This is a genomic window from Micromonospora sp. DT4 (assembly GCF_049841675.1).
GTDB lineage: Bacteria > Actinomycetota > Actinomycetes > Mycobacteriales > Micromonosporaceae > Micromonospora.
The window spans coordinates 1-6341 of sequence record NZ_JBNCKT010000033.1 but is presented as its reverse complement, the minus strand read 5'-3'; the positions used below and the strand labels follow the sequence as shown (position 1 = coordinate 6341).

At 72.1% G+C, this 6341-nt stretch carries 9 protein-coding genes; 3 read left to right on the top strand and 6 right to left on the bottom strand.

The genetic code is table 11. The features are described from left to right. A partial coding sequence (locus ACLQ24_RS12540) for a cellulose binding domain-containing protein (protein ID WP_425891360.1) occupies positions 1–430 on the top strand: 430 nt, incomplete at its 5' end. Between the two features lie 171 nt (positions 431–601). Here the strand turns inward: ACLQ24_RS12540 and ACLQ24_RS12535 are convergent. Then, positions 602–1009 carry a hypothetical protein gene (locus tag ACLQ24_RS12535; RefSeq protein ID WP_425891358.1) on the bottom strand — a complete coding sequence of 136 codons (408 nt, stop codon included), beginning with the start codon at positions 1007–1009 and terminating at the stop codon, positions 602–604. A gap of 138 nt (positions 1010–1147) precedes the next feature. Beyond that, positions 1148–1285, bottom strand: coding sequence for a hypothetical protein (locus ACLQ24_RS12530; RefSeq protein ID WP_425891356.1), 138 nt, complete (start codon positions 1283–1285; stop codon positions 1148–1150). A gap of 389 nt (positions 1286–1674) precedes the next feature. On the opposite strand from ACLQ24_RS12530, the gene ACLQ24_RS12525 reads away from it, so the two are divergent. Continuing rightward, the gene (locus tag ACLQ24_RS12525; RefSeq protein ID WP_425891354.1) at positions 1675–2037 is read left to right on the top strand and encodes an STAS domain-containing protein; all 363 of its coding nucleotides are present in this window, start codon (positions 1675–1677) and stop codon (positions 2035–2037) included. A gap of 15 nt (positions 2038–2052) precedes the next feature. Here ACLQ24_RS12525 and surE read toward each other — a convergent pair whose 3' ends face one another. Both surE and ACLQ24_RS12515 read right to left on the bottom strand, forming a co-directional pair. Then, positions 2053–2880 (bottom strand): 5'/3'-nucleotidase SurE, encoded by an 828-nt coding sequence (surE, locus tag ACLQ24_RS12520; RefSeq protein WP_425891352.1) that lies wholly within the window; start codon positions 2878–2880, stop codon positions 2053–2055. Then, the gene (locus ACLQ24_RS12515) at positions 2877–3854 is read right to left on the bottom strand and encodes a 1-phosphofructokinase family hexose kinase (protein ID WP_425891350.1); all 978 of its coding nucleotides are present in this window, start codon (positions 3852–3854) and stop codon (positions 2877–2879) included. Before ACLQ24_RS12515 ends, surE begins: the two co-directional genes overlap by 4 nt. A 171-nt stretch (positions 3855–4025) precedes the next feature. Between ACLQ24_RS12515 and ACLQ24_RS12510 the strand changes: the two genes are divergently transcribed. Beyond that, positions 4026–4478, top strand: a complete 453-nt coding sequence (locus ACLQ24_RS12510) for an SRPBCC family protein (protein WP_425891349.1) — start codon at positions 4026–4028, stop codon at positions 4476–4478. Positions 4479–4524: 46 nt separating this feature from the next. Here ACLQ24_RS12510 and ACLQ24_RS12505 read toward each other — a convergent pair whose 3' ends face one another. Beyond that, on the bottom strand, positions 4525–5052 hold the full coding sequence (locus tag ACLQ24_RS12505; RefSeq protein WP_425891347.1) for a hypothetical protein: 528 nt from the start codon (positions 5050–5052) through the stop codon (positions 4525–4527). 114 nt (positions 5053–5166) lie between these two features. Beyond that, on the bottom strand, positions 5167–6234 hold the full coding sequence (locus ACLQ24_RS12500) for a coiled-coil domain-containing protein (RefSeq protein WP_425891345.1): 1068 nt from the start codon (positions 6232–6234) through the stop codon (positions 5167–5169). Between the last annotated feature and the right edge of the window lie 107 nt (positions 6235–6341).

The window sequence follows — 6341 nt, the reverse complement described above, 5'->3', positions numbered from 1 at the left end:
CACGACGCCGCCTCCGACGACGCCGCCCCCCACGACGCCGCCTCCGACGACGCCGCCCCCCACGACGCCGCCTCCGACCACACCGCCCCCCACGACGCCGCCTCCGACGACGCCGCCTCCGGTTGGTGGGTGCGCGGCGACCTACCGGGTCACCGGCTCCTGGTCGGGTGGATTCCAGGCCGAGGTGGTGGTCAGCAACCCCGGCACCAGGCCCATCGCCGGCTGGACGCTTGGCTGGACCTTCCCCAACGGCCAGCGCATCAGCCAACTGTGGGGCGGCACCCACACCCAGAACGGGGCCGTCGTCTCGGTCGTGGACAGCGGCTGGAACGGCGCGCTCGGCGCCGGGGCCAGCACCACGATCGGTTTCCTCGCTTCCTGGACCGGCACCAACTCGCCGCCGCCCACGGTGACCTGCACGAGTCGCTGACCCGGTGGCCCGGCGTCGTCCGGGCCACCCGTGAACACCGGTCCGCCGGGGTTGCCTGAGGGGTCCGGCACCCCGGCGGACCGGGCGCAACCCCGATCGCGCGTCGTCACGCCTGCGCGACGGGAGAGGCCCCGCCGAAGATGTGTCGACGGGGCCTTCGCGTGCCGTTCGCTAGTCGTCCAGGCCGACGGGGGAGTTGGGGCGGTCGACGTCGACGAACTCGACGTCGTTCACCGCGCGGTCGTCCCGGCTGCCGGCGGCGCGGGCGGCGGAGCCCACGGCCCAGCCGACCGCCGCGCCGACCAGCACGGCGCCGATCAGCAGCGTCCACGGCAGCGCCGGCTGGCGGCCGGCGAGCGCGTCGAAGGCGCGCGAGGCCCGAAGCCGTGCCTCCTCCGCCGCGGAGCCCACCAGGTCACCGGCGCCGTCGGCGAGGTCGCCGCCGCTGCGACGGGCCGACCGCGCGGTGTCCCGGACACTGTCTCCCGCGGAGCTGACGGCGGAGAGCAGCTGCTCCCACGCCTGGTCCGCGATCCGCTCCGGCTTGCTGCGCCGGTCCAGCAGGTTCGTTCCGAACATCGTGGTTACCTCCTCAGGTGCCGAAGCCGCCGGCCACTTCGGACTTCGGCGTCCGTCCAGCGCGACACGGTTCGCTGATTGCGCAGTGCCCCGAGCCGGTCCGGCGCAAACCCGGTCCGGCATACCCCTGCGACTAGGTCAGCGCACCGCCACCGCGGCCACACCACGCGCGAAGTCGTCATCGTCGTCATCGTCGTCTCCGCCGCCGAAACCGCAGGCCAGTACGAGGGCGAGCAGTAGACCGACGCCGGCCAACCCGGCCAGTCGCTTGATCATCGAAGGTCCTCTCCGTCACGGTGGGTGTCCCGGCCGATGCTAGGCAGCGCCGGCAACCACGTGGCCGGGTCGCACCGCGCTGGGCTGGCGCGACACGCAGGGCCCACGCGGGACGGGTGTGCGGGGCGGGGCGGATGTCGGGCTCGCCGCGCCGCGACCGCTACCCTGGTCCGGCGACGCGTCGGTTCCGACCGATCGTCGACTGATCAGATAACGAAAAGTATTGAATGATCAGATACCGAAAAGTGGGGATTTGGGCGACTTTGCGCGTCCGGATCCGTGAATTGCTCATCCCGAGGGGTGGCGACCGAGGCCGTTGGCGGAATACTCTCGGTCGCGGCCCGCGTACTGATGAGGCGCCCGGGGGACGGGCGGGTGGAGGTGCTCGCGTGAGCCTGTTGATCGTGAAGTCGGTCCTGTCCGGTGGTGTCATCGAGATCGCCCCTCGGGGTGAGATCGACGTCGACACAGCGTACGAGGTGCGTGAGGCGATCGCGGAGGTGCTGGCCAAGAGCCGACCGCTCCGCATCGAGCTGAACATGAGGCTGGTCACCTTCATCGACTCCGTGGGCATCAGCGCCATGGTTGCCGGCTTCCAGACCGCCGAGGTCAGCGGCATCAAGCTGGTCGTCACCGAGCCGAGCCGGTTCGTGCACCGTCAGCTCTGGGTGACCGGCCTGCTCGGTCTCTTCGGCGCGCCGGAGCCCTACTTCGCCGGTGCCGCCACCCCCGAGGTGCTTCCCGGCGCCTGAGCGCGGCCACCACCGTCAGGGCAAATCGTCCAGATCGGTCAGGTCCACGTCGGTCACCTCGGTAACCGCCCGGATCGCCGTGACCGACGCGTACCCGGCGGCCAGCAACGCCACGTCGGTGCCGGGCTGCGCGGCCTGCCCCGGCTCCTCCAGCGAGGTGCGCACGAAGCCGTGCCCCGACTCGGCCACCGTCATCTGCACCTGGCCGAAGCTGGCCAGCGCGCCGCGACGTACCCCGTGCAGCCGCTCGTGGGGCAGGTCGGGAGCGTTGACGTTGAGCACGCTCTCCGGCGGCCCGGACGTGAGCCTGGGGAGCAGGTCCAGGGCGACCCGCGCGGCGGTGCTCCAGTGTCGCTCGGCGTCGCGGACACGGGCCGCGGCGTCGACGGCAGCGCCGCCACTGGCGGCCGTCGCCTCGCCCGCGGTCAGCACGTCCAGCGAGACCGCCATGGCACGGCACCCGTTCGAGGCCGCGGTGAACGCGGCGCCCACCGTGCCCGAGTGCAGGACGGCGCGGCCGGCGTTGGCGCCCCGGTTGATGCCCGACAGCACCACCGACGGCGGCGGACCGAACGCGCCGTGCAGGGCGATCAGCGTGATGAAACCGGGTGAGCCGCCGACACCGTAGGCGGGCACCCCCGGCAGGTCGGGCAGCGGATGGTCGTGCACCACCACCCGCCCGTCCCGCTCCACCGCGCTCATCGCGGCGCTGGTGCCGCTCGCCTCCTCCAGCGGCGCCGCGACCACCACGTCCAGGCCCCGCTGCGCGGCCGCCAGGGCCAACGCCTGGATGCCCGGTGCGCCGATCCCGTCGTCGTTGGTCACGAGCACCCGCAGCGTCATCGCTCGACCACCCGGTCGGCCAACTCGTCGGGCGTGGTCCGCTCCTGTTGCCGGGTGTCCGCCGGGGCGAGGTGGATCCGCTCCACCAGGCCGGTGATCGAGTCCAGGCGTCCGGTGCCCAGGCCGTGCCGGGTGACGTTCAGCGCGCCCGCCGCGGCGCCGGTACGGATGGCCGTCCGGATGTCGCCACCACGGGCGATCACGGCCGCCACCCCGGCGGTCATCGAATCGCCAGCTCCGCGCGGATCGGCGGCCTCCAGCCGGGGCATCTCCACCTCGAAGAGTTCCCCGTCGACGAGCGCCAGCGCCGGCTGGTCGGCCCGGCTCACCACCACCGTCTCCGCGCCGGCGGCGTGCAGCTCGTACATCGCCCGGGTCAGCTCCGGGCCGCTCCCGTCGCGGGCGCGACCGTCCCGGATCAACTCCTCGTGGCTCACCTTGAGGAAGAACACGCCGCTGTCCAGCACCGCGCCGAGGTGGTCACCGGACAGGTCGACCACCACGCGGCTGCCGTTCGCGCCCAGGTCGGCGGCGAAGCGCCGGTACAGGTCGGCCGGGACGAGCCACGGCGCGTGGGGACCACTGAGGACGCTCACCTCGGCGCGCAACCCCTCGCCGAGCGCCAGGTTGTACAACTCGTCCAGCTCGTGGCGACTCAGGCGCTCCCCGGGCACGTCCACGACCTCCTGCCGGGAGCCGTCGCGCCGGTCGTGCACGTACGCGCCGCTGCCGGAATCGCGTACCACGACCTTCAGGTCCACCCCCTCGCTGACCAGTAGCGGCTCCAACACCTGGCCGATCTCGCCGCCGAGCGCGGCGCAGAGCACCACGTCGACCCCGAGGGAGAGCACCATGCGGGCCTGCCAGACGCCCTGGCCGCCGGGGTGCAGGTGCAGCTCGGGCTGGTCGTTCGGCTGGTCCACGGTCACCGTGAGCTGCGGAGTGGGCGCGAAGACCATCACGTGCCCGGTCACCGGTCGTCGCCGTTCATGCGTCCACCTTTCGTCACAACCGGTGATTTCCCATCAACCGACCGTAGTGGGAACGCTGCGCGAATACCGGGACAACGCACGGTGTCCGTCCGGCCGTTGCCAGCCGAGCGGGGGTACGGGACCATCGTGCGACCAGCGACGTCGGGAGACGGTGTGCTCAGCAGCGATACCTTCGGCTACACCGTCCAGGCGCGCTGCGCACTCGCGGAGGCGGCGGCGCTGTTGAGCGACCTGACCCGTCAGGGTGAGCTGCATCCCCCGATCGTCCGGGTCCGCGAGGTGGCGCCCCGTCCGGGTGCCCGCGCCAGCTACACGATCAACGACAGGCTGGCGGCCGGCCCGCTGCGCTTTCGCACCACCTACCAGGCGGACGTGCTGGTCAGTGAGCCTGACGAGATCGTCACCGTGGCGCGGCAGTGGCCCGCCATCACCGTACGCAACCACACCCGGCTGCGTACCGAGCCGGACGGTCTGGTCCGCATCGACGTCGACATCACCCTGCGCGCGCCGACACCCCTGTTCCGGTACGCCTTCCGCCAAGCCATCGCCGCCCACTTCGCCCTGGCCGCACGCCTGGGCGCGGTCCTCGACAGCCGTACGCCATGATCGCGATCGATCCAGGAGGTAGTGGCCTCAACGCGGCCCGTGGCCACTACCTCCTGGTTGTTGCGTGAGCTGACCCCGCGCCGCGCGAGGGGCGATCCTGCGCCGTGCCGCGCGTGGGCCGGCGTCCCCAGGGCTTGTAGGTGGAGAGCACCGTCGCGATGATCATGAGGGTGGTCGACACCGCCGGCGCGATCACCAGGTCGGCGCGGTCCCGGGCGGGCAGGGCGGCACCCAGGGCGTCGGCGTGCCGCAGGTTCGGGGTGAGCAGGAAGAGCACCAGCCCGACCATCACCGTCGTGATCACGAGCTTGATCAGCACCCACCGGTAGCGCAGAAGGCCCCAGGGGGTGAGCAGAGCGCTGGCGACACCGACGAGCCAGACGAGCACGCTCAACGGCGCGAAGAGCACGGTACCGACGAGCCGGGCGACCGGGTAGACCACGGCCGGATCGGCGCCGCGTTGTGCCGCGATGCCGAGGGTCAGCAGCACCAGGTCGGTCCCGAGCCAGCCGAGGGACGTGACCAGGTGCAGGGTGAGCAGTGCCTTGCGGGTGGTGGGCGCGATTCTCGGCATATCGGAATGCTCCCGGCCCGACCCGGCGGCGTCGTCCGACCGCCGACGACGTCCGGGGTACGCCCACCGACGTAGCCCGGCCGACGTCCACGGGGGCGCCGGCCGGGCTACGGGTCAGTACACCGACAGGTGTACGTGGTTGGTGTGGTCGCTGGAGGGGTCGCCGTTCCCCCCGCTGTACGCCTTCCAGCCGCTGCTGGGTAGCCAGATCTGCCTGTACCAGATCACGTAGAGCACCGCGAGCCGGTCGGCGTTGCGGATGAAGTACGCGGCCAGGTTGTTGCCGTACGTCTTGTCGGCGCCGGTGGCGTCCCCGCCGAACCCGCCCTTCGCGGCGGCGAAGTCGCAGGCCCGGCCCTTCGGATGCTCGCCGGAGCCGCCGGAGCGGTGACAGGAGACGTAGTGGTTGAATCCGGCCGCCTTGGCCTGGTTGAGCGCATGCAGGGTGCGGGGGGTGATGCAGCCGCTGGCTGGGGTGGGGTCGTTGATGCTGCACGACTCGGACGGCCAGGAGCCGTCGGAGTTGCGCGGGGCGGGTTGGGCGTTGGCGGTGGAGGTGCCGCGGTTGGAGCTGGTGTCGGCAGCCGTGGTGCGCGGCTTGGTGGTGGCGATGGTCAGGGCCCGTTCGGCCTGCTCCTTGCGCTTTGCCATCACCTCGACCTGCTTGCGCTGCTCACGGATCTCGCCGTCGAGGGCGACGCGGGTGCGGTTCGCCTCGTCCCTGGTGGTGTGCAGGTCGCGTAGCACCCGGTCCTCGTTGGCGGCCACCACGTCCAGCGCGGCCGCCCGGTCCATGAAGCCCTCGGGAGTGTTGCTGTTGAGCAGCGCCGAGACGGTGCTGAGGCGGCCGGTGCGGTACGCCACGCCGGCGATCTCGCCGACCTTGCCGTTCCGCACGGTCATCTCGGCCTCGGTGGTCTTCAGCTTGACCGCGAGCTGCTGTTGCCGCTGGACGGAGGTGTCGAGGGCCCGCTTCGCGTCCAGGTAGCCCTTGCTGGCCGCCTCGAGCTGGGCCCGTAGAGCGGGAGTGCCGCCCTCCTCGTCGCCGTCGGGTGCCGCGGCGGCCCGCAGGCCGCCGGGGGGAGCGGCGGTGGCGGCGCCGACCGGGAGCGCGACGCCGAGGGTGACCATCATGACGATCAGTGCCGCCAGTCGGGCGGCGGGTGGTCGTGCTGGTGCCACTGCGCATGTCCTTCCGTCAGCCGCCGACCGGGTTATTGACCCGTAACCCAAATGGTTTGTGATCGTTTGGGGTGTATGGGCGTTACGGTGCGGGACGCGCGTCGGCT